Consider the following 22,820-nt stretch of genomic DNA (forward strand, 5'->3'; position numbering starts at 1 on the left):
AATCGACGAGCGAGCCGGTTCGAGACCGCCGAGCCGATCGCTGGACGAGATTAGTCGGCGAGTGAGAGCGTCTCAGCACCGAACAGTTGCTTTAAGAGCCGTTGCTGACCGATCCGGAGATGACGGTTGACCGTCGGCTGGGTGACCTCGAGCATCTCGGCGATCTCCTCGCCGGTGCTCTCGCGGGGCCACTCGAAGAAACCGGCGAGATACGCCGTTCGCAACACCTCCCGCTGGCGGTCGGTCAGTGGTTCGAACAGCGACGTCACCAGCTCCTGTCTGGTGTGCATCGCACGCTGGACGTGCTGTCGGGAGCGGAGTTCGACGGCCGGATAGTGATCCTGGAGCATCGCGACGAACTCACGGACGTCGGTCTGTGTGGGGACGTCGACGGTGATCGCGGTCCGCTCGCCGTCGGCGACGATCGATCGTGGGCTGCCGCCGTGGCGAACCAGTCGCGAGGCGACGACGTCGCCGGTCACTGTCGCCTCGAAGAGACAGCCGTCGTCGGATTCGGTCACCAGGCGATGCTCCGTCACGGAGACGAGATCCGCAAGCGCCTCGCGAACGGCGTCGGGATCGACGTCGCTCGTCTCGAAGAACAGGACCGTCTCCGAACTCGAGTGGCTGCCCAGTCCCTCGTAGGTGACGGTCGCGCCGGTCGTCGATGCGATCCGTGAGAGTACGTCGTCGTCGTCCGTAAGCTCGAGTGTCAGTTCGACCAGCGTCTCGGAGTGTAACGCCTCCTGGGTCTTCGCCGCGGTAATCGCGTTTGCAATCCCCGCGCCGAGTTCCGTAAACACCGTCCGCTCGAGGTCGGTGAAGGCGTCAGCCTCCTTGGCGTAGACCGTCAGCACACCGTAGCTGTACTCCTCGAAGGTGATCGGGACGGAGAGCACCGACTGGAAGCCGGCGTCGATGGCGTCGCGTCGCCAGGGCTCGCGCTGGAGGTCCTCGACGACGTTCTCGACGACTGTCGGCTCGTTGGACCGTGCGGTTCGGACCGACGGTTCGGCCGACTCGCTCTCGATGTCGAGCGACAGAACGTCGAGATACTCCGGATCGGCCCCGGCCCACGAGCGTGCCTCGAGTTCGGTGCCGCTGGCGTCGAGATCGCCCATCCAGGCGAAGTCGACGGTGTCCGCCTCGACGAGTCGTTCCGGGACGGTTCGTTCGATCTCAGTTCGGCTGTCGGCACCGATAAGCGACTGGTCGATCCCCCTGATGATCTCGGTGATCTCGATCTGTCGGCGCAGTCGCCGGTTCTGAGACTCCAGTTCCGCGTCACGCTCCCGCAGGGTCGCCTCGCTCTCGAGGCGGTCGAACGCGGCCTCGGTCGTCGCAACCAGCGTCTCGAACAGTCGCCGCGTCTCGTCGCCGATCGTCGCGGGCGAAGCGACCAGGACGAAGACGCCGTGGTCGCCGATCGGGACCAGCAACCCACCGGCCGCATCGCCGCCGAACAGCGGCGAGCCGTTGCCCATCACGGCGTCGTCGACGACGGTCTGTGTCCCCGTCACGTACGTCGACCAGAGGAGGGAGTCACCGTCGCCGACCGCGACCGATGGCGCGCCACCGGTTCGCTCGGCGAAGGCAGCCGTGGACGCGACCGGCTCGAATCGGTTGGTGTCGTCGTCGAGCAGGTAGACACCTGCGCTCGCGTCGCCGAACTCGAGTAAGTCCGCGGCGGTGTCGACGACGAGGTCGGCGACCGTCGACTCCGTCTCGGCGCTGAGCAGTTCGCGTGCGGTCTCGTGAAGCGACTCGAGTGCGAGTTCCCGTCGCTTTCGGTCGGAGATGTCTTTGACCGTCCCGCGATACTTGATGAGGGAGCCGTCGTCGTCGTAGATGGGCTCGCCCATCGCATGGACCCACCTGACGTCCCCGTCGTCGGACTGCAGTCGCCCTTCGAGCTCGTATCTCGTCTCGGTAGCGACCGCAGTCTCCAGTCGATCGCGGACGAACTGACGATCGTCGGGATGGTAACACTCGATTGTCCGCTCGAGATCCGGCGTTACGTCTCGTGGAAGGGCGTGCAGTCGGTACATCTCGTCGGTCCAGATCGCCGTCCGCGGCTCCGTGTCGACGGCTAACTCCCAGCCACCGACTTTCGCCATCCGCTGGACGCGTTCGAGCAAGTCCCGTGTTCGCTCGAGTTCGCGTTCGCGTTCCTTGCGCTTGGTGATATCGCGGATGACGCCAGCCGTCCCGGTGAACTCGCCGTCGTCGGTCGGCAACAGCGCGATGTGAGTCTCCGTCTCGATCCTCTCGCCGTCGGCGGTCACGAACTCCGTCTCCAGGGCGTTGTACGTCTTCTCCCCGCGGAGGAGTTCCCGCACCGCGTCCTGTGCTCGCTCGAGCTCTTCGGGCGGTAAGATCTCCGAAATGTCGTTTCCGATCAACGACTCGGGGTCGTACCCTGCGAGGGACTCGATCGCGTCGTTGATAAAGCGGACGTCACCCGATGCGTCCAGTGTGTAGACCGGATCGCCGATCGACTGGATGATCGTCTCGTAGCGCTCGAGTTCGCGTTCGCGTTCCTTGCGGTCGGTGATGTCGCGGAAGTACACCGACAACCCGCTCTCAGAGGGGTAGAGGTTCACCTCGACCCAGGCATCGACGACCGGCGAGTACTCCTCGAACGTAACCGCCTCTTGGGTCTCCATCGCTCGGCGATACTCCTCCTCGAACCGGGAGTCGACCGCGCTGGGGAACTCTTCCCAGATCGAGTTCCCGATCAGATCACGATCCTCGGCGTCGAGTAACTCCCTGGCCTGTGTGTTGACGTACGTGAAGTTCCACTCCGTATCGACGGCGTGGAACGCGTCGCTGACCCGATCGAGCGTCCGCTCGAGTTCGTTCTCGAGGCGCTTTCGTTCGGTGATGTCGTTGTTGATGCCGACCATCCGCCGCGTGCCGTCCTCGTCGACGACCAGCCGGCCGCGGCCGCCGACCCAGATCCAGTCGCCGTTTTCGTGTCGGAGCCGGAAGCCGTCCCGATACAGTTCGTCGTTTTCGATCGCTCGCTCGAGTGCGGCCTCGATCCGCGGAACGTCTTCCGGATGAACGCGTTCGATAAAGTCCTCGTACGTCCCCTCGAACTCGCCCGGCTCGAGTCCGACGATCCGCTGTAACGTGTCGTTCCAGTCGAGTTCGTTCGTTTCGACGTTCAACTCCCAGATCCCCGTGTTCGTCCCCTCGAGTGCGAGCTCGAGGCGTCGTTTCGTCTCCTGGAGGCTTCGCTCGCGCTGCTTTCGGTCGGTGATATCCTGTAACGAGCCCTGGAGTTTGACCACCTCACCGTCCTCCTCGATCGCTTCTCCGATGGCTCTGACCCAGCGCTGGCCGTCGTCGAACGGCTGCAGTCGGAGCTCGAGGTCGTACATCTCTCCTGTCTCGATCGTTTGCTCGACCGCCGACCGGAGTTCGTCCTGGTCGTCGGGATGATATAGTTCGATCGCCTCCGGCAGTTCGATGTCGGGTGGCTCTGAATAGCCGTGGATCCGGGCGATTTCGTCGGTCCACTGAAGATCGTAGGGCTCCTCGCGGACGTCGAGTTCCCAGGCCCCGATGTTCGCCAGCCGCTGTGACTGCTCGAGCATCCGTGTGATGCGCTCGAGTTCCTGCTCGCTTTCGACTCGATCAGTGACGTCGGTGATGACGCCTTCCATTGCCTCGAGGGATCCCCCGTCGTCGAAGACGCCGCGGCCACGCTCGCTGACCCACCGTCGCTCGCCGTCGGCGGTCTCGATCGGGTACGTCATCTGGAGCGATCCCTGCTCGTCGATGATCTGCTGGATCGTCTCCCAGATCTCGTCTTGCTGGTCGGCGCTGACGTCGTCTGTCCAGTCGATCTCATCGTCGACGTCTTCGGTCCAGTTGATCTCACCGTCGAGAAGTTCGATCCAGTTGACGTCACCGTCGACGAGCTGTTCGGGTTCGTACCCGGTGAGTTCGACACAGCCGTCGCTGACGAACTCGAAGGGCCAGCCGGGCTCGTTGCGACAGCGATAGACGAGCCCTGGAACGTTGCTCATCAGCGTCCTGAGCCGACGGTCGCGCTCACGGAGGGTCCGTTCTCGTTCCTTGCGGTCGGTGATATCGCGACTGATCACGATAAAGCGGTCCTTGTCCGCGAGGTCGATGCGGATCAGGTGGATCTCGACGGGGAACGTCGAGCCGTCGCGACGCTGATACTGGCCCTCGAACTTCCGTCGATCGCCGGTCGAAATGTCGGCCAGCAGTGACCGGACCTCCGCCGCGGTGAACGACCGGTCGTACTCCCAGATCTTCGTCCCGAGCAGCTCCGACTCCGTATATCCCAACTGTTCACAGAACTGTCGATTCACGTCGACGAGCGTCCCGTCGGGGTCGAGAACGTCGATCATATCCGGCGAGTGTTCGAACAGCGCCTCGAGATGTGCACGTGTCGACTCCAGCCGTCTGTCACTCTCCTTTCGGTCGGTGATGTCCTCGAGTGCGGCCATGGCCCCGACGATCTCGCCGTCTTCGTGAATCGGTGCCTTCGAGAGGCGAACGTCGATCAACGAGCCGTCTTTGGTCCGCCGCTGTGTCTCGACGCCCGTGATCGGCTCGTCGGCCTCGAGTTGCTCGCGGAACCGATCGACCTCGTCCCGCCGGTGTTCCGGGATGATCGGCAGCGGTTCACCGAGAATTTCGTCCTCGCTCCAGCCGAAGATGCGTTCGGCTGCCGGGTTCCATAGCTCGACGGTCCCCTCGAGATCGACTGCGATGAGCGCCGACGGAGTGGCTTCGATCGTTGCGCTGAGCCGTTCGTTCGTCGACCGGAGATCCCGTTTGCGTTGCGCAAACTCCCGTTCCCGCTCGGCGGTCGCCGTCGTCAGTTCGTCGATGACCGTCGTGAGCCGATCGAGTTCGTCGTCGGCCTCGCCGTCGTGTTCGACGGCTGCAGCCACGTCCCGAACGCGATTGGCCTGCTCGCGAACCGACTCGTCGTCCTCGCCGTCACGGAGCGTCGACACGAACGACTCGAGTTCCGTACACAGCCCCTCGATCGTCCCCTCACGGTCGGGATCGCCGCGTGCAGCGAGGCCGAACAACAAAACGGGCACTCCCGGGAACGGTATCGATTCCAGCCATCCGGATACTGCCGCCGAAGAGCCGAACACCCAGCCGACGACGAAAATAACGGCGACGACGGCCAGCGGCGAGCACCGGACGGTGGTCCACCGTGTCGAGCCACCCCGGGATGAAAGCACAGCCATAGGCTGACTACACAACGAGCCCAAATGACGGATGTGGTTTATCCACTCTATTATCGGGTGAAATATAGTCGGCGGTACAAATATGGATAGTACCAGCACTCGAGATCCCCCAGCGCCGTGGCCGGAGACACCCCGTTCCCTCCTTCGGTTTCGGGGACCTTCTATACGTGTAGTGTCGAGGCTGCGGCGAGATTACGTGTATAATAAACAGCGAAATGCCCCGTCCTGTCGTTGATACGAACGTCATGTCCGGAACGACGCTCGACTACCACAACGATTCGCCCAGCCTCTCCGTCATCGAAGCCCTCGCCGACGAACTCGAGACCGATCCCGTCGAACTCGAGCCGCTGTACCACTTCGTCGACCCCGAGGCGCTCGATCAACTCTTCCAGGAGGGGACACACGGGGACGTACGCGTCGAGTTCGTCTACGGCGACCACACGGTCGCGGTGCAGGGCGACGGTACCGTCGTCGTCGACGAAACGGTCCATGAGCGACAGTAACCGACTCGAGGGATCGACGACCGAAGTCGGGCGCAACGTATCGATATCGAAACGACCGCGCACGGAGGGCACTCGATGACTATTCCGTCACCACAGCCGACCGCTCGAGTACGACCGTCAGCTACTGACTCGATTACGGTCCTCGTCATCGACGACGATCGGGCTTACCGCGAGCAGGTCGCATCCGTCCTCGAGGACGACGATCTGACGATTCAGACGGCGGCGTCGATACCGGAGACGGTGGCGTCGCTCGACGACATCGACTGTCTCGTCAGCGATCCCGCAGCGACACGAAGCGAAACGATCGACGAATTTCTCGAATGCGTCGCCGACCAGCCGTCCGAACTGCCGGTCCTGTTCTTGCTCGATCGAGTCGACGAATCGGCAACCGTCGTCGACGCCGTCGCGTCCTATCGATGGGTCGACTGCCTCGTCAAGGGGGACTCGACTGCCGCCGTCGAACGTCTCGGCCAGCGGATTTGTACGCTCGTCGAACGACGGCAGCTAGAAACGCTCTCCGAACGCTCGTTTGCCAGCATCGAACTCGCTCGAGACGCGATCGCGATCGTCGACCCCGACGGCGACGTCGAGTTTGCAAACCGATCGTTTGCGATGCAGTTTGGCTACGACCGCGACGCCATCATCGGACAGCCGTGGCAGACGCTGTTTACGGACGACAGCGTCGAGCGTCTCGAGACGGCGGCGATTCCGACCGTCGCCGACGGCTGGCGGTGGACCGGTACCTGTACTGGCCGCCGAAAAACGGGAGCGACGATCACCGTCAACGTTCGTCTCGGCGGACCGGACGACGGCAGTCTGGTGTTCGTCGTCGACACGGCCACGAACGACGGAGACGGCGCGACGAACTGAGCGTCACGTCCGGCGTCGACTCGTACGGCTTACTGTGCAGTTATGTTCCGTGGTCCCAGGAGTCCATGTACTCGCGCTGGGTCTCGGTCAGCGCATCGTACTCGATGCCTTCGGCCTCGAGTTTGATCTCGGCGACCTCGCGGTCGAGTTCGTCGGGAACGTCGTGGACGCCCGCGTCGTACTCGTCGCCGTTCTCGATCATCTCGCGGACACAGACGGCCTGAATGCCGAAGCTCTGGTCCATCACCTCGACGGGATGGCCAAGCGAGACAGGTGCAGCGAGGTTGACGAGCCGTCCCTCGGCGACGACGTTGAGTCGGCGGCCGTCCTCGAGTTCGTAGGCTTCGACACCCTCTCTGGCTTCGTACCGATCTACGGCGAGGTCGTCGAGCGCGTCGAGGTCGATCTCGATGTCGAAGTGGCCGGCGTTCGCGAGTAGGACGCCGTCGTCCATCTTCTCGAAGTGCTCCTCGACGATGACGTCGCGGTTGCCGGTCGTCGTCAGGAAGACGTCGCCGACCTCGGCGGCTTCGTCCATCGGCATGACGTCGTACCCCTCCATGTGGGCCTCGAGCGCGCGTCGGGGTTCGACTTCGGTGACGATGACGTTCGCGTTCTGGCCGGCGGCCTTCTTCGCGACGCCCTTGCCACAGTAGCCGAAGCCGGAGACGACGACGTTCTTGCCCGCCCACGAGAGGTTGGTAGTCATCGCGATCGAGGCCAGCGAGGATTCGCCGGTGCCGTGGACGTTGTCGAACAGGCGCTTCATCGGGGTGTCGTTGACCGCGAAGACCGGGTACTCTAAGGCGCCGTCGTCGTCCATCGCGCGCAGGCGGTGGACACCCGTCGTCGTTTCCTCCGCGCCGCCGACGATGCCGTCGATCAGTTCGGGATACTCCTCGTGGATCGCGGCGACCAGGTCCATCCCGTCGTCGACCGTGACGGTTGGTTCGTGGGCGATGACGGCCTCGATGGCGTCGTAGTACTCCTCGTCGTCGACGCCGCGTTTCGCGTAGCTGGTAATCGATTCGTGGGCGTCGAGTGCTGCGGAGACGTCGTCGTGGGTCGACAGCGGGTTACAGCCCGTGACGGCGACCTCGGCGCCGCCTTCCGCGAGCGTCTCGACGAGCATCGCCGTCTTCGCCTCGACGTGCATCGCCATCGCGATCCGTTCGCCCTCGAAGGGCTGGTCGGCGACGAACTCCTCGCGGACGGCCTCGAGGATCGGCATATGCTGGGCAGCCCAGTCCATCTTGCGACGCCCCTCCTCCCGTGCGGACTCGGGGTCGTCCAACTGCTCGCTGATCGGCGGATACGCAGCGTCGGTCATGAATCGACAGACGGGAAGGCACGCCAAAACGCTACCGAACCAGTGACGTCCATGCGGCGGCTGATCGTGGCTCCGGTGTCGGACGACGGGCTCGAGGTGTACGAAGGCGTAGAAAAGTGATCGCCTTCGACGGGTTCAGCGCGCGATCGATCGCCATCGTGGCGTTCGGTTCGCCCTCTAGCGTTTCGTTATACTGTCGGACAGTGCGATTCACCGTCGGTCACACGACTGCGGCCGTTGCCGACAGTGAGGGTCGCGGATTCGCGACCGACGGGTCACTGACTGCTGTCTGACAGTATTAGTGAGGCGAGCCGGCGTGTTCCGGCGGGCTGCCGGCGTTGTCGTCATCGTCGGTTTCCATCTCGTCCGCTTCGCCTTCCTCGTCGTCATCGTCAGTCGCGTCGGCATCGTCGGCGTCGTCGTCACCCGGCGGTCCAGCATGAGCCGGTGGTCCCTGGTCTGACTCGCCGTCGTCAGACGGGCCCGCGTGTGCCGGTGGACCAGCGTGGTCGGGCGCGTTACCCGGGTTGTGCCCGAGGACGAAGTTCGAAACCGCCAGTCCGAGCGGCCTGTCGGTGTCGTCCTGTGCGTTCTCGACGAACGCGGAGACGAGCGATCCGAAGGTGTCGTACTCGGCGGCCTCGAGCGTTGCCGTCGTCTCGACGGACTCGTCGTCGACCGTCGCGTTGAAGGCGACCTCGACGCTCTCGTTACCGAACGGTGCGTCCAGGCTCACCGTGCCGTTCTCGTCCGTCGTGTACGTTCCCTCGTCGGTGTACGAGGCGTCCTCGTCGACAGTCGAGACGTCGACGGTCGCATTCGAGACGGCAGTCTCGTTGTCCGTCACCGTCACGACGACGTCACCGTTCTGTGTGACGTCGATCTCGAGTTCCGCCGGTGCTGGCTCGAGTGTTGCCTCTGTGGCGTCGGTGAGTTTCTCACCCGACGTGTTCTCGTACGACGTGGTAACGTTCACGGTGACCGTCTCCTCGGGTTCAGGAAGGTCGACCGTGCCATCGGCCTCAGTCGTGAAACTCTCGTTGTCGCCCGCGTACGACGCGTTCTCGTCGACCGGCGTCACGTCGACGGTCGCGTTCTCGACCGGACTATCGTTCAGCGTGACTTCGACTTCGTACGCTTCCTCGTCGACCTCGACCGAGAGGTCGTCATCCTCACCGTTCGTCTCCTCCGTTGCTGCCCCCAGCGGGGCCAACACGGACAGAACCATCAGTGCAGCCAGCGTCGTCGCAAGCAGTCGTTTCCTCTTCATCCTACTCGAGACATTCATGGAAGTATGAATAAACCCACCCAGCAGTTCTCGTCGTTTTCGTTCCGACGAAACGGTGTTAGAATAGTTTATAATGTTTACAAACCGCTCTGAGCGTTCAGTATCAGTTCCGAAACCGTCGCCGGCAGCCTACTCCTCGGCGCGGGCGATCAGCGCCTCGGCCTCTTCGCTTGCTCGCGCACGGACCGCATCCTCCTCGAGGGTCAACACCTCCCTGTCGCGCATGAGCACCTGTCCGTCACAGATCGTGTGACGGACGTCCGCGGCCGCGGCCGCGTACGCGAGGTGGCTCACGAGGTCGTGACGCGGCGTCAAGTGGGCGCTCTCGAGGTCGAGCACCGCGATATCGGCGGGCGCGCCTTCCTCGAGGCGGCCCGACTCGAGGCCGATCGCGTCGGCGCTTCCCTGAGTCAGCATCTCGACGACCGACTCGGCGGCGACGGCACTGGCGTCGTTGGCGGCGAGTTTCCCGAGCATGGCCGCGTCGCGGGCCTCGTCTAACATCGAGAGGTCGTTGTTCGAGGCTGCACCGTCGGTTCCGATGCCGACGGTGACGCCGGCGTCGAGCATGCGCTGGACGGGTGCCATCCCGCTTGCCAGTTTCATGTTCGACGCCGGACAGTGGATCACGCTCGTGCCGGCTTCCGCGAGCAGACCGATCTCGCTCTCGTCGACGTGGACGCCGTGGGCGACGAAGTCACCGTCCTCGAGCATGCCCTTCTCGGCGGCGTAGGCGAGCGGGCGCACGCCCTCTTCCTCGACGATCGGTGTCACCTCGTCTTTGGTCTCGTTTGCGTGGTAGTGGATCGGCACGCCGAGTTCGCGGGCCTGTGGGACGAACTCCTCGAGATATTGGCCGTCGACGGTCGTCAGCGAGTGGGGCATAAACGCCGACCGGATCCGGCCGTCGGCCATCCCGTCGATCTCCTCGGCGACCGCCAGTCCCTCGCGGGCGTCCTCGCGCGCCGCCTCGTCGTCCTTGGCGACGGAGATCACGCCGTGGCCGAGTCGGGCACGCAGTCCCGCGTCGGCGACCGCGTCGGCGATCGTCGGAACGAAGAAGTACATGTCCGCAAACGCCGTCGTTCCCGACTTTATCATCTCGAGGACGCCGAGTTCGGTCCCGGCGCGGACGGAGTCGGCGGTCAGTTCGGCCTCGACGGGCCAGATGTCTTCCTGGAGCCAGGCGTCGAGTGGTTTGTCGTCGGCGTACCCCCGCAGTAAGGTCATCGCGACGTGACAGTGGCCGTTGACGAACCCGGGAGTCACAAGCGAGTCCTCGGCGTCGATGGTCTCGTCGGCCGCGCCCGCGAGGTCAGCGCCGATCGCTACGATCTCGCCATCGTCTTGATCGATCAGTACGTCCGCACGCGTCACCGTGATGTCGGGCAACAGCACCTGCCCGCCGGTGATCGCCAGTGTCGTCATGGGTCGTCGTTTCTCGCGGGAGGGCCTTAGCGTGTCGATGCCTGGGCGGTGTACCGTCGGCCTGCGGTGGCCGTTCACACCGGTCGACACCACCAGTACCCTTCTCGCTTGCGAATCCCGTAGCTGACTGCCTCGAGGACGGCCCTCGTTTCGCCAGGAACGTCGCCCGGAAGTCCCTCGTCGTGAACCTCGAGGAAGACCGTCGGCCGGTGGCGTTCGAGCGTCTCGCGGGCGCCCCGGAGGACGGCGGGCGCGGCTCCCTCGACGTCGAGTTTGACGACGTCCGGTACCGGGGCCCCGTCCTCGACGAGATCGTCGAGTCGCCGAACCGGTACCGATCGGACGGCGGCGACCGTCGCCTCCCAGCGGGTCGCACTCTCGCGGTCGAACGCCGAGCACTCGGGGTACGTCGAGACGTAGAAGGGGCGTTCGTCGGTCTCGGTGCCGAGACCACACGGTTCGATCGCGATTCGATCCTCGAGGTCGTTCAGCCGGACGTTCGTCCGGAGGCGCTTACGGGCCGCCGGCGACGGCTCGACGGCGACGATCCGCCGCTCGGGCGCGCCGCTTGCGAGCGCGAGCGCGTAGAGTCCAACGTTCGCGCCGACGTCGTAGATCACGTCGTCGGGACCACACTGTTCCTCGAGCGCCGCGAGCATGGCGTCGCGTCCGTGGCGGTTGAGCGGTTCGTAACAGCGGATCGTCCCCGCGGGCGTTCGGTTTCGACGCGCGAGGAGTTCACGCTCGTAGTTCGCGTTCGCCAGTCGGTAGTACGTTCGGTAGCCGACGCTGCGCGCGACACGGACCAGTTGCGTCGCGAGCGATCCGTCGGCCATTCGAACCGTCGGTACTGATGGTCGCGCCCGGGTTGTATATGCGGTCCCTACGCGGGCCAGAATCCAACGTCCGGCCCAAAGGCTACGGTCGCGGCCGGAATACTCGGGCGACGGATGCCAACCGAGACGGCCGAGCGAATCGTCGAGCGCGCACTCGAGGTCGGGGTCCGGTCGTGTCACCGACCGCGATCGGGGTCGGTCGCCGAGACGGTCGTCTGTCGGCTCACAGCGACCGACGGGAACGGCGATGGGAACGCAGCGGTCGGCGACCGCGTCGTCTGCAAACGCGGCGGTGCGAGCGTCTGGACCGGCGACGTCGTCGAGCCGCTCGTCTGTGACCTGGTCGGCCGGACGACCGACGTGCCCGTCCCGCGCGTGCTCGCGACGGGCACGCTCGAGGACGGGGCCGAACTCGAGCGGTGGGCCGTCTACGAGCACCGACCGGGAACGAATCCCCGGCGTCGATACGTCGACCTCGAGTCTCCGGTTCGGCGACGGCTGGTCGCTGACGCCGGCACGCTGCTCGGGCGGTTGCACGACACCGCGAAACTCGCGTTCGACCGCGTCGGCGGCCTAGCTCGTCGGACCGATGGCTCTGGGCTCGTCCTCTGTGACCCGGACGGCTGGCACGCCGTCGATCCTGGCCCCGTCCTCGAGCGACTCTCGGTCCCACTGGCCGGCGACGACGGCTGTCGGCCGGTACTGACTCACGGCGACTACCAACCCGGTAACCTACTGGTGGACGAAAGCGGCGCAATTACCGCCGTCCTCGATTGGGGCAACGCTCACGTCACCCACGCCGAATACGCGCTCGCTCGAGCCGAAGTTCGGTTCGTCGACGTCTACGCGGGCCGGCTTCCGCGAGCTGAGTGCCGGCGGCTTCGACACACGTTTCGACGTGCCTACGCGAGTTACACGTCCCTCGGGTCCGGGTACGACCGGCGAGCGCCGGTGTACAAGCTGCTGTGGGCTGGCCAGTCGACGGCGAACTACCTGCAGATCGTCCGTCGGGCACGCGGGCGCCGACAGCTCCGCCGGCAGCTGTGTCGCGTCCTCGAGTAATCACGCGCGAAACGGATGTACGGATGGGCGGTGGTCGACGATAGACGGCGGGTTTATCCGGGAGCTGACCGAATAGTCAGGCATGACCGGCGACAGCGGCGATCGCGACTGGCCGTCCGACGCGGACACCGAACGCGACGATGGGTCCGACGCCGACCGTTCCGAAGGGTACGGCGTCGCCCGCGACCGCGACGACGACTCGCAGTCCGCCGATCGTCCGACGGTCGATCTGCAGGACGATCGCGGGAGGACGGCGACGGATCCACATCGGGATCCAGGGCCCGGTGGCGACGGCGATCCGACGGGGTCGCCGACGCCGGATCAGGGAACGACCCGTATCTGGACCGCGCTTATGGCCGCGCTCGCAGTAATCTCGCTCGGATCGGCCGGCACGATCGTCGTCGCCCACGACGTCCCGATGGCGAGTGCCGGTGCGGTCGTGCTCGCGTTTGGCTTCGGTGCGATCGCCATCGCCGGACGGACGGGAGCGCCGGCCGTGTTCGGTTATCTCGACGACGCGTGGGCCGAGCACCGACTCTACGTCTGGTTCTCGGCCGGATTGTTCGGCGTCGGGATCGCGTTCGGCGCACTGCTCTATGCCGCCGGTATCGACCTGAGCGAACTGTTCCTCGAGCTCATCCAGGAGGAGTTCGGTGAGGACGAACTGCCCGGTAACGGCGGCGAGCTCGCCGACGAGGCGCAGTTCGAGGTCACGGCATCGTTTTTCATTCTCAACAACACACCGCCGTTTCTGGCCGCGATCGCCGGGGCGTTGACACTGGGGCTCGTGACGGTCGTCATTATGCTGTTCAACGGTGTGATCGTGGGGAACGTCGCGGCGGTTACCGGCGCGGAGGCCGGCTACGGCGTCGTCATCGCGCTGCTTGCCCCACACGGGATCTTCGAACTGCCCGCGCTGTTTATCGCCGCCGGGGTCGGGTTCCGGTTCCTCCACCGGGTTGGTCAACGCCTCGCTGGGACGCGAAACGCGTTGTTCACCACGGCATATCTCCTGCGAACGACGGCGTTCGTCGTCTTCGGCTGGCTGCTCCTCGTACTGGCCGCGTTCGTCGAAGCCTACGTCACCTTCCTCATCGCCGAGACGCTCTTTGCCGTGTGAACTCGAGTGCACCCCTTCGAACCGCTCCCTGCGATGAACGCGCCGACGATCGAATTCGCGCGAAAACGAGAGTCGGGACGTCGACCGACGTCTTACTGACTGCTGTCCGGAATACGACGCCGGTCCGACAGCATTAGCCCCGGAGCCACTCGAGGGGTTTCGTCACGGCCAGCCGGTAGTCCTCGTGGGGGTCGTACTTCGCGAACGAGAGGCTGTTTGCCATCACGCTCACGCTCGAGGCGGCCATCGCCAGCCCCGCGAGCGCGGGGTTGAGCAGGCCAAGCGATGCGATCGGGATCAGCGTCGTGTTGTAGACGAAGGCCCAGAAGAGGTTCTGGCGCACCTTCGAGATGGTCGCCTCCGAGATCCGAACCGCTTTCAGGACGTCGGCAGGATCGTCACGCATTAGCGTCACGTCGGCGCTCTCGATTGCGACGTCGGTACCCGAGCCGATAGCGACGCCGACCTGTGCCGTGGTGAGAGCGGGCGCGTCGTTGACGCCGTCACCGACCATCATCACCTTCGATCCGTCCGTCTGTAGGGCCTGGACGTGGTCTGCCTTGTCCTCCGGGAGGACTTCCGCGCGGACGTTGTCGGGATCGATCCCGACGGCCTCGGCGACGGCCGTCGCCGTACGCTCGTTGTCGCCGGTGAGCATCACGACCTCCGTCCCGCGTTCGCGGAGCGCAGCGACGGTCTCTTTCGCGCTCTCGCGGACCTCGTCGGCTACCGCGAGTACGCCGCAGAGATCGCCGTCGACGGCGACCGGCATCGCCGTTTTCCCCTCGCGCTCGAGGCGGGTCAGCGTCTCCTCGGCCGGCTGGGTGTCGATTCCCTCGTCCTCGAGCAGTTTCCGACGTCCGATCAGGACGGTTCCACGGTCGGTCTCGGCGCGGATGCCGTGACCGGGGACGTTCTCGAACTCGCTGACCTCGCCGAGGTCGACGCCGCGTTCGTCGGCGCCGTCGACGATCGCCTGTGCGATCGGGTGTTCCGAACCCGATTCGGCGGTCGCGGCCGCACCGAGGACGAACGACTCGAGGTCTTCGCTCCGGTCGACGACCAATCCACCGTCCGGCATCGTCCGCTCGCCGACGAGTTCGACGTCCGTCAGGACCATCTCGCCGTGGGTCAGCGTCCCCGTCTTGTCGAAGACGATCGTATCGATTCCGCGGACCTGCTCTAAGACGTCGCCGCCCTTGAAGAGAACGCCGTTGGTCGCCGACAGCGTCGAGCCGACCATCGTCGCCGCGGGCGTCGCCAGTCCCAGCGCACAGGGACAGGCGATCAGCAGCGCCGAGGCCAACACGACGACGGCGAACTCGAGGATGGGAACACCACCGACGACCGGACCGCCACCGACGGGCTCGAGTACTGGGATCCAGGAGCCGACCGTCGACGAGACGGCGTAGAGTTGATCGGGGAACAGGAACCAGAGGATCGACCAGAAGACGGCGTTTACGATCACCGCGGGGACGAAGTACGCGCTGACTTTGTCGACCAGCCGCTGGATCTCGGGCTGGCGTGACTGGGCCTCTTTGACCCGGTCGACGATCTGTTGAATGGCCGTCTCGGAGCCGACCTTCGTCGCCTCCACCAGCAACACCCCGTTCTCGTTGATCGTCGAGCCGACGACCTCGTCGCCCTCGCCTTTCTCGACGGGGACCGATTCGCCGGTCAGCATCGATTCGTCGACCGCACTCTGCCCGTCGCGGACCACGCCGTCGGTCGGGATCTTCTCACCCGGTCGAACCTTCATCACGTCGCCGGGTTCGACCGCCTCGAGGGGGACCTGTTTTTCCTCGCCGTCGACGACGATCGTGGCCTCGTCGGCTTCCATCTGCAGGAGTTCCCGCAGGGCGTCGCCCGCTCGGGCCTTCGACCGCACCTCGAGCCAGTTGCCCAGCGTGATAAACCAGAGGATGAAGGCGACGGCCTCGAAGTAGAAGCCGCCGGTGATGACGTCGACGAGGACGGCCGTACTGTAGACGTAGCCCGCGGCGGTCCCGACGGCCACGAGCGTGTCCATGTTCGCGGTGCGGTTGTGTGAGAACGCCCGATAGGCACCGACGATAAACTCCTTGCCCAGCGTGGCCATCAACACCGTCGCGAGGACGAACTCGAGCCAGCCCGGCGGGTGTGCGATCGCCGCCGGAATCGGCGACGCGACGCCGGCGAGGCCGAACAGCATCTCGAACATCATCGGCACGAACGGCAGCGTCAGGAGGCCGCCGCCGATCACCAGCCGGCGCTGGCGCCGCAGTTCTTTCTCGACGGCGCGCTCGCGCTGGCTCGCGCCCTGGGTTTGCTCGACCTCTTCGCGGACGGGGTCGTAGCCGGCGTCCTCGATTGCCGCGTGGACCTCGGCCAGCGAGACGTCACTGGGGTTGTACTCGACGCGTGCTTCGTCGGACGCGAAGTTGACGTCCGCCCGCACGACGCCCGGCAGGTCACAGACGGCGTCGGCGACGGCCTCGGAACACGTCGAACACGACATTCCCAGTACCGTGATCGTCTCCGTCTCCGAGACTGCCTCGTAGCCGGCGTCGTCGATGGCGTCGTAGATGTCGGCCAGCGAGACCGTTTCGGGATCGTACTCGACTGTCCCCTCGTCGGTCGCGTAGTTTGCACTCGCCGACTCGACACCCTCGAGTGAAGCGGCCGCATCCTCGACGGACCCCGAGCACGTCGAACACGACATGCCCGTGATCTCGAGGTGCGCTCGTCTCGTGCTCATATGGGTGTCTAGGGGATACCCATTGAAGCGGATTGTGCCTTCGAAACGTAGAATATCTGTAGCGCACAGTTTGGAAAATAAACTGTGGTAGTGAATAGCATGTGTTTTCCAGCGTCAAACGGGGGATCGACTACGGACTCGTGGCTGCCGGCATGGGTTACTTACCCTCGGTCCATGTTAGCTATCGTGATGGCCGAGCACACCTCTCCCTGGAGTGCGACGCTGCTCGTCGGCCTCGTACTCGGAAGCGTCTCGATACTCCTTCCGGCACTCGTGGTGGCTTTCGGCATGCCGATCACCGGCGGCGACTACGTCGAGATCGGACTCCCGGACGCGGCGTTCCCGTGGATGTACTACTGGATCGCCACGGTCGGTCTGGTTCTCGGTGCCGTCGCCGTTCTCTCCGGTGGCCTCTGGCGGCTGTCGGAATGACGATCCGGCCCTCACCGTCGGACCGCGGCGCTCGAGCGACGGCTCTACGGCCAGGGCGTACGCGGCGAAACGATCGAGGCCGTCTCTTTGACGCCGAACGTGTCTGCTGGAAGGTCACGGACTGTGAGTACTATGTCGCTTCGGCAGGGAGTAATCGTCTATGGCACCGGACGACACGCTGGAGGACACGACGCTATCGATCGTGGGAGCAGCGCTACTCGAGGGAGGAGGTGGCTGATGAGCGAATCGACACACGACCACGACGCCCACAGGGACTCCGACCGCGGCGAGAAGCCGACCGACAGCTACTGTTCGTGTTGTCGCGTCTGTGACTGTTACCGGGACGAGCCCGGCCCCGGCGAGAAACCCGACGAGCCACACGAGGCGGGCGCCGCCCACGACGGGGAGGGCGACGGTGCACACGTCGACCACTCGGGCCACGAGAAGCTGTTCCGGAAGCGGTTTTTCGTCTGTCTGTTCCTCTCCGTTCCGGTGTTGTACTACAGTCCGATGCTCCAGGAGTGGTTCGGCTACACCGCCGTGACGTTCCCAGGAAGCGAGTTCGTCGGTCCCGTCCTCGGCGTCGTCGTCTTCGCCTACGGTGGGGTCCCCTTCCTCCGGATGGGCGTCGTCGAGGCGCGCAACCGCGAACCGGGAATGATGTTGCTGATCTCGCTGGCGATCACCGTCGCGTTCGTCTACAGTCTGGCGGCGGTGGGTTTGGGTATCGGCGAGCCGTTCTTCTGGGAGCTCGTGACGCTGATCGTCATCTTCCTGCTTGGCCACTGGATCGAAATGCGATCGGTTCGCCGCGCTTCGGGTGCGCTCGACGAACTCGCCGAACTGATGCCCGACACCGCCGAGCGCGTGATCGAGGACGATGGGTCAGGATCCGCGTCGGAGCACCACGCCGACGGTGAGACCGAGGAGGTTCCCGTCGACGACCTCGAGGACGGTGACCTCGTGTTGGTTCGGCCGGGTTCGAACATCCCAGCCGACGGCGTCGTCGAGGACGGCGAATCGAACGTCAACGAGTCGATGGTCACCGGCGAGTCGAAACCGGTCACAAAGGAGCCGGGAGACGAGGTCATCGGCGGGACGACGAACCGCGACGGCAGCCTTCGGGTTCGGATTTCGGCGACCGGCGAGGAGACGACGCTGTCGGGAATCATGCGACTGGTCGAAGCGGCCCAGGAGAGTCGCTCGCGGACGCAGGTGCTTGCCGATCGAGCCGCGGGCTGGCTGTTCTACGCGGCGATTTCTGTCGCGGCAGTGACTGCCGTCGCCTGGACCGTCGCCGTCGGCTTTGGCCTGCCAGTGGTCGAGCGCGTCGTTACCGTCCTCGTCATCGCCTGTCCGCACGCCCTCGGACTCGCCGTCCCCCTGGTCGTCGCGATCAACACCTCGATGGCCGCCCGGAACGGAATGCTCGTACGCGACCGGATCGCCATGGAGCAGGCCCGCGAACTCGATACGGTCGTCTTCGACAAGACGGGGACGCTCACCGAAGGCGAACAAGGCGTCGTCGAGGTCAGTGCCGTCGGCGACTGGGACGAAGACGACGTCCTGGCGCTTGCAGCCGCCGCCGAAGGCGACTCCGAGCACATGATCGCACAGGCCATCCGCGAGACAGCCGCCGACCGCGACCTTTCGGTGCCCGAGGTCCGCGGCTTCGAGGCTCTCGAGGGACGGGGCGTCCGCGCGACGATCGAACGCGACGCCGTGCCGGCCGTGGTCGGGGTCGAAGACGACGCCGTCGACTCGAGTCACGCGGCCGACCGTGACGACCACAGCGTCTCCGTCGGTGGCCCGAACCTGCTTCGCCACCTCGAGATCGATCCCGGAGCCGACTTCGAGGCCTTCGCCGAGGCGGCCGGTGAGCGCGGTGAGGGCGTCGTCTACGTGCTCCACGACGAGGAGATCGTCGGCGCGATTGCGCTCGCGGACGTGATCCGCGAGGAGAGTTTCGAGGCGATCGACGCACTCCACGAGATGGGCGTCGAGGTGGCGATGCTGACCGGCGACGACGCGGACGTCGCCCACAGCGTCGCCGACGAACTCGGCATCGATACCGTCTTCGCGGAGGTGCTCCCCGAGGACAAAGACGAGAAGATCGTGGAGCTACAGGACCGGGGCAACCTCGTCGCGATGGTCGGCGACGGCGTCAACGACGCGCCCGCACTGACGCGGTCGGACGTCGGGGTTGCCATCGGCTCGGGCACCGACGTCGCCGTCGAGTCGGCCGACGTGGTCCTCGTCGAGAACGATCCTCGTGACGTCGCCAGCCTCGTCAAACTCAGCAAGAAGAGTTACCGGAAGATGCAGGAGAACATCGTCTGGGCTGCGGGGTACAACGTGTTCGCCCTGCCGCTGGCCGCAGGCATCCTCGCACCGATCGGAATCCTGCTCTCGCCGGCCGTCGGTGCCGTGTTGATGTCCGCGAGTACGGTGATCGTCGCGGTCAACGCACAGTTGCTCCGACGCGCGGCGCTATCGATCTGACCGTAGGACCACGAACGGCCGGCTCGTGGCTGTGTCGGCGCTGACAAAGCGATCCGTCTCACTCCGTCGTCCACAGCGACTCGAGTTCGCCGACGATCTCGGGGTTGCGAAGCGGCTCGCTGTCCTCGAGTCGCTCGTCGTCGACGATCGTCTCGAGGACACGGTACATCGTCTTCCCGGAGTGAGTTTCGGGCAGTTCCGGCGTGAAGACGACCGCCGCTGGCTCGGCGAAGCGACCGATCCGCGAAACGATCGCGTCCGTGATCGCCCCGCGGAGCCCATCACGGTCCGTCCGATCCTGTTCGATCGTCGCGAAGACGTAGAGATCGGTGTCACCGCCGGTGCTGCCGGCGACTGCGGCGGCTTCGGTGACGCCGTCGACGGCGGTGATCGCGGCCTCGAGTTCGGCCGTACCGAGCCGACGGTTCCCGACCGTGACGACGTCGTCTGCGCGGCCGATGATCGTGACGTAGCCGTCCTCGTCGACGACGGCCCGATCGCCGGTGAAATAGCGCCAGGTGTCGGCCCGCCGGTCGGAGAACTGCTGCCAGTACTCGGCAAGCACCCAGTACCGGTCGCTCTCGAGCGGCGAGAGCATCGACGGCCACGGCTTCGTGATCGTCAGATAGCCCGGTTCGCCCGGCGGCAGTTCCCGGCCGTCCTCGTCGACGACGCGAGCGTCGATCCCGGGGAGGGGCGGTCCGACGGCGCCGGGCTTCATCTCGTCGACGCCGGGCAGCGTCGACAGCATGACGGCCCCGGTCTCGGTCTGCCACCAGGTGTCGACGATCGGGCAGCGTTCGTCGCCGACGTGGGTGTAGTACCACTCCCAGGTGTCGGGGCCGATCGGTTCGCCGACGGTGCCAAGCAGCCGCAGCGACGACCGATCGTGGGCCGCCGGGAACGATTCGCCCCACTTCATGAACGTCCGAATTACGCCGGGCGTGGTGTAGAAGACCTCGACGCCGTTGCGCTCGATGATCTCCCAGGGGCGGTGGCGGTCGGGATAGCGCAGGCTTCCCTCTGCGAGGACGACCGTCGCGCCACGCGCCAACGGCCCGTAGACGACATACGAGTGGCCGGTAACCCAGCCCAGGTCGGCCGTACACCAGTAGGTGTCTCCCGGCGAGAGATCGAAGACCGTCCGAGACGTCCACGCGGTGCCGGCGAGATAGCCACCGGTCGCGTGGGTCATCCGCTGGGGCTCGCCGGTCGTCCCCGACGTGTGGATGTGAAAGAGCGGATCGGTCGCGTTCCGCGGGACCGGCGGGACGTCGGCTCCATCGAATCGGTCGACGAGTTCGTCGTAGGCGTACTGGTCCGGACCGAGTTGCGTCTCGTTTGCCGGTCCGAGCCGGTCGACCACGATCGTTGGAATCGTCGACTCGAGTTCGGCCATCGCCGCATCGGCCTTGCGCTTTTGATCGATCGCGACGCCGTCCCGAAAGGCACCGTCGCAGGTGACGAGTGCACTCGAGTCGGTTCCGGACATCCGCTCGAGGAGCGCGTCGGGAGCAAAGCCCGCGAAGACGACGTTGTGCAACGCGCCGATCCGAGCACAGGCCAGCATCGTGATCGGCAACTCCGGGAGCGTCGGTAGGTAGAGCGTAACGACGTCGTTCTCCTCGACACCTAGCTCCCGCAGGCCGGCGGCTACGGCCGTCACCTCTCGGTGGAGGTCGTGATAGGTGTACGTTCGCTGTTCGTCGCGTTTTCCCTCCCAGCGAAGCGCGACCTGGGTCTTCCGTCCGGCCTCGAGGTGACGATCGATGCAGTTTTCGGCCGCGTTCAGTCGACCACCGACGAACCACCGGTAGAAAGGGGCGTCGTCGTCGTCGAGGAGTTCGTCGTACGGCTCGGTCCACTCCAGCAACGCGGCGGCATCGGCCCAGCAGTCGGGCCACTCCCGGTCGAAGCGCTCGCGGGGATCCACACCCGTACGCGTCGTGTCTCGATCGAACGTCGACGGCGGAGAGCGTGTTTCTCGCTTCTCGCTCCAGGAGACGCGTTCCGACCTATCTTCGGCCATAGATCGAAGCCTACGATGTCGGCCTACGTGAGTATTGTGCCTATAGTGACCACTTCACATACTAACGCATGGAAGTCTGCCGCGATGAAAAGACAGTTCCCCACTGATCACCAATCGGCCGGTAATGCGAATCGCCGTTCCTAACAAGGGCCGCCTGCACGAGCCGACGATCGACCTCCTAGAGCGGGCGGGACTCCATCTCGAGAACGGTGCCGACCGGAAGCTCTACGCCGACACCGTCGATCCGGACGTCTCCGTGCTTTTCGCCCGTGCGGCGGACATCCCGGAGTACGTCGCCGACGGCGCGGCCGACCTGGGAATCACCGGCTACGACCAGGTGTGTGAAGCCGGCGTCGACGACGTTACCGACCTGCTGGACCTCGAGTTCGGGCGCTGTCGTCTCGTCCTCGCGGCGCCCGAGGACGGCGACATCGACGGCGTCGACGACCTGGCCGGCGGCACCGTCGCCACGGAGTTCCCGAACATCACGCGTAATTTCTTCGCCGAAACGGACGTCGACCCCGACATCGTCGAGGTCTCGGGCGCGACGGAGCTGACACCCCACGTCGAGATGGCCGACGCCATCGTCGACATCACGAGCACCGGCACGACGCTGAAGATGAACCGCTTGGCCGTCGTCGAAGAAGTGCTCTCGAGTTCGGTCCGCCTGTTCGGCCGGGAGGACGTCCTCGACGAGCCCAAAGTCGACGAGGTCCGGACCGCGCTCGCCTCGGTCAAACAGGCCGAGGGCAAGCGCTATCTGATGATGAACGTCCCCGAGGAGCGACTCGAGGCCGTCCGCGACGTTATCCCCGGGATGGGCGGCCCGACGGTGATGGACATCGCTGGCGACGACGACGGCAAGGTCGCCGTCCACGCCGTCGTCGACGAGCGAGACGTCTTCGAGACGATCACCGACGTCAAAAACGCCGGCGCGAGCGACATTCTGGTGACCGAGATCGAACGGCTGGTCGAGTAGCCGACCACACCGATCCAGGGCCGATCACTCGCGTGTGTCGCCGAGAACCGATTCGAACGCCGAGAGCCGCGCCCCGGGCGCGACCAGTCCGTCGTCCCGGTCGTAGGAAAGGAGTCGATAGTTCTCGAGCAGCGGCAGGTGTGTCTGACACAACGAGACGTGGATCCGCTGGCGGCGGTCGTGCAGCGAGGTGACGGCCGTCGCGTCGTGTTCGACGTCGGCGATCCGCGCGACCAGTTGACGGACCGGAATCGGCTCCGCGTCCTCGAGGCCGAGGAGACAGCGCACGATCGCACGACGACGGTCGTTGTCCAGTACGCGACGCACGACGACACGCGGGATGGAGCCATCGATGGAAACGGTCTCCGAAAGCGACTCGATGCTGCCGGGGACGTCATCCTCCAGCCCGGGCGGCAGCCGATCGGTATGGATCGTCATGGATACCTGACTCTCAGGTC

At 65.3% G+C, this 22,820-nt stretch carries 15 protein-coding genes; 7 read left to right on the forward strand and 8 right to left on the reverse strand.

Annotated features, from left to right (window positions below; translation table 11 throughout):
• Nucleotides 1-50: 50 nt before the first annotated feature.
• Complete coding sequence (locus tag RBH26_RS15210) at nt 51-5,246, reverse strand: PAS domain S-box protein (RefSeq protein WP_306759229.1); 5,196 nt, start codon at nt 5,244-5,246, stop codon at nt 51-53.
• 245 nt (nt 5,247-5,491) lie between these two features.
• Between RBH26_RS15210 and RBH26_RS15215 the strand changes: the two genes are divergently transcribed.
• Entirely contained in the window at nt 5,492-5,749 is a 258-nt protein-coding gene (locus tag RBH26_RS15215) for a HalOD1 output domain-containing protein (RefSeq protein ID WP_306759230.1), read from the forward strand.
• Between the two features lie 75 nt (nt 5,750-5,824).
• Nucleotides 5,825-6,619: a PAS domain-containing protein gene (locus tag RBH26_RS15220; protein WP_306759231.1), complete on the forward strand. Its 795-nt coding sequence runs from the start codon at nt 5,825-5,827 to the stop codon at nt 6,617-6,619.
• 40 nt (nt 6,620-6,659) lie between these two features.
• Here the strand turns inward: RBH26_RS15220 and RBH26_RS15225 are convergent, their stop codons facing one another.
• The 4 genes from RBH26_RS15225 to RBH26_RS15240 form a co-directional block, all read right to left on the reverse strand.
• Entirely contained in the window at nt 6,660-7,949 is a 1,290-nt protein-coding gene (locus tag RBH26_RS15225) for an adenosylhomocysteinase (protein ID WP_306759232.1), read from the reverse strand.
• Between the two features lie 298 nt (nt 7,950-8,247).
• Nucleotides 8,248-9,219, reverse strand: coding sequence for a hypothetical protein (locus tag RBH26_RS15230; RefSeq protein WP_306759233.1), 972 nt, complete (start codon nt 9,217-9,219; stop codon nt 8,248-8,250).
• 147 nt (nt 9,220-9,366) lie between these two features.
• Nucleotides 9,367-10,665, reverse strand: coding sequence for an amidohydrolase (locus tag RBH26_RS15235; protein WP_306759234.1), 1,299 nt, complete (start codon nt 10,663-10,665; stop codon nt 9,367-9,369).
• 74 nt (nt 10,666-10,739) lie between these two features.
• Complete coding sequence (locus RBH26_RS15240) at nt 10,740-11,501, reverse strand: FkbM family methyltransferase (protein WP_306759235.1); 762 nt, start codon at nt 11,499-11,501, stop codon at nt 10,740-10,742.
• 114 nt (nt 11,502-11,615) lie between these two features.
• Between RBH26_RS15240 and RBH26_RS15245 the strand changes: the two genes are divergently transcribed.
• On the forward strand, nt 11,616-12,563 hold the full coding sequence (locus RBH26_RS15245; RefSeq protein ID WP_306759236.1) for an aminoglycoside phosphotransferase family protein: 948 nt from the start codon (nt 11,616-11,618) through the stop codon (nt 12,561-12,563).
• Between the two features lie 82 nt (nt 12,564-12,645).
• Nucleotides 12,646-13,683, forward strand: coding sequence for a stage II sporulation protein M (locus RBH26_RS15250; protein ID WP_306759237.1), 1,038 nt, complete (start codon nt 12,646-12,648; stop codon nt 13,681-13,683).
• Between the two features lie 133 nt (nt 13,684-13,816).
• On the opposite strand, the gene RBH26_RS15255 is transcribed toward RBH26_RS15250, so the two are convergent.
• Nucleotides 13,817-16,420, reverse strand: coding sequence for a heavy metal translocating P-type ATPase (locus RBH26_RS15255; protein ID WP_306759238.1), 2,604 nt, complete (start codon nt 16,418-16,420; stop codon nt 13,817-13,819).
• Between the two features lie 189 nt (nt 16,421-16,609).
• On the opposite strand from RBH26_RS15255, the gene RBH26_RS15260 reads away from it, so the two are divergent.
• Together RBH26_RS15260 and RBH26_RS15265 are read left to right on the forward strand one after the other, a co-directional pair.
• Nucleotides 16,610-16,852: a hypothetical protein gene (locus RBH26_RS15260; protein ID WP_306759239.1), complete on the forward strand. Its 243-nt coding sequence runs from the start codon at nt 16,610-16,612 to the stop codon at nt 16,850-16,852.
• A gap of 237 nt (nt 16,853-17,089) precedes the next feature.
• Nucleotides 17,090-19,354: a heavy metal translocating P-type ATPase gene (locus tag RBH26_RS15265; RefSeq protein ID WP_306759240.1), complete on the forward strand. Its 2,265-nt coding sequence runs from the start codon at nt 17,090-17,092 to the stop codon at nt 19,352-19,354.
• Nucleotides 19,355-19,412: 58 nt separating this feature from the next.
• On the opposite strand, the gene RBH26_RS15270 is transcribed toward RBH26_RS15265, so the two are convergent.
• Complete coding sequence (locus tag RBH26_RS15270) at nt 19,413-21,383, reverse strand: acetate--CoA ligase (RefSeq protein ID WP_306759241.1); 1,971 nt, start codon at nt 21,381-21,383, stop codon at nt 19,413-19,415.
• Nucleotides 21,384-21,507: 124 nt separating this feature from the next.
• On the opposite strand from RBH26_RS15270, the gene hisG reads away from it, so the two are divergent.
• Entirely contained in the window at nt 21,508-22,362 is an 855-nt protein-coding gene (gene hisG / locus RBH26_RS15275; protein ID WP_306759242.1) for an ATP phosphoribosyltransferase, read from the forward strand.
• Between the two features lie 24 nt (nt 22,363-22,386).
• On the opposite strand, the gene RBH26_RS15280 is transcribed toward hisG, so the two are convergent.
• The gene (locus RBH26_RS15280; protein WP_306759243.1) at nt 22,387-22,800 is read right to left on the reverse strand and encodes a hypothetical protein; all 414 of its coding nucleotides are present in this window, start codon (nt 22,798-22,800) and stop codon (nt 22,387-22,389) included.
• Nucleotides 22,801-22,820: the final 20 nt, after the last annotated feature.

This window comes from Natronolimnohabitans sp. A-GB9 (assembly GCF_030848565.1).
Classification (GTDB): Archaea; Halobacteriota; Halobacteria; order Halobacteriales; family Natrialbaceae; genus Natronolimnohabitans.